The 1,000-nt window shown below is 76.8% G+C and carries 1 protein-coding gene; it reads right to left on the reverse strand.

The window, feature by feature from the left end:
* Positions 1-915: glucokinase (glk, locus tag E1266_RS37425; protein ID WP_243719393.1), on the reverse strand; the 915-nt coding region annotated here is incomplete at its 3' end.
* Positions 916-1,000: the final 85 nt, after the last annotated feature.

Raw genomic sequence — 1,000 nt, forward strand, 5'->3', positions numbered from 1 at the left:
GGGGTGGACGATGAGCGCGGTGGGGATGCCGCGCAGGTAGTCCTCGACGGGGGGCTTCCCCTCGAAGCGGGCGCGGAACGCGCTGTCGCGCAGCACGTCCGCGATGCGCGGGAGGATGCCGCCGCCGAGGTAGACGCCGCCCCGGGCGCCGAGCGTCAGGGCGGCGTTCCCCGCCAGCGAGCCGAGCAGCGCGCAGAACATGTGCAGCGCCTCGCGGCATACCGGGTCGTCGCGGCGCTCGCAGATCCGCTGCGCGGTCAGCGGTCCGACCGGCGCGCCGTCGAGGGTCGCGAGGTACCGGTGGATGCGGGCCAGGCCGTCCCCGGACAGCAGCAGCTCGGCGGTCGCGGAGCCGCGCTCGGCGCGCAGCAGCCGCGCGACCTCGACCTCCCGGTCGGTCGCGGCCGGGATGTCGACCTGGCCGCCCTCGCCGGGCAGCGGCACCCACCCGGACGGCGTCGGAACGAGACCCGCCACGCCCAGCCCGGTGCCGGGACCGACCACCGCGAGGGTCCCGCCGGCGGACGGGCGGTCCTCACCGATCGGGACCAGGTCGTCGGGGCCCAGGCACGGGAGCGCCAGTGCGAGGGCTTCGAAGTCGTTGATGACCTCTAGGTGAGGCAGGCCGAGGTGGGCTCGGACCTCCTCCGGAGTGCCCTTCGGCCAGCCCGCGTTGGTCAGGCGGAACGTCTCGCCCGTGACCGGCCCCGCCACCGCGAGGCACGCGGCGGACGGCCGGACGCCTTCCGCGTGCTCGCGGAGGTACGCGGCCGCGGCCTCGGCGAGCCCGGCGTGGTCGCGGGTCGGCAGCGAACGGACGCGGTAGGGGGCGCCGTCCGGGCCGTCCACCAGCGCGAACCGCGCGTTCGTGCCGCCGACGTCCGCGACCAGCCACGGCCGGTGCGGTCCGCTCACGCCTGCACCCTGTGGGGGGACGACCCCCCACACCCCCCGGTTCGCTTCGCTCATGCCTGCACCCTGTGGGGGGACGACCCCCCAC

Source organism: Actinomadura sp. 7K534, assembly GCF_004348575.1.
Classification (GTDB): Bacteria; Actinomycetota; Actinomycetes; order Streptosporangiales; family Streptosporangiaceae; genus Spirillospora; species Spirillospora livida.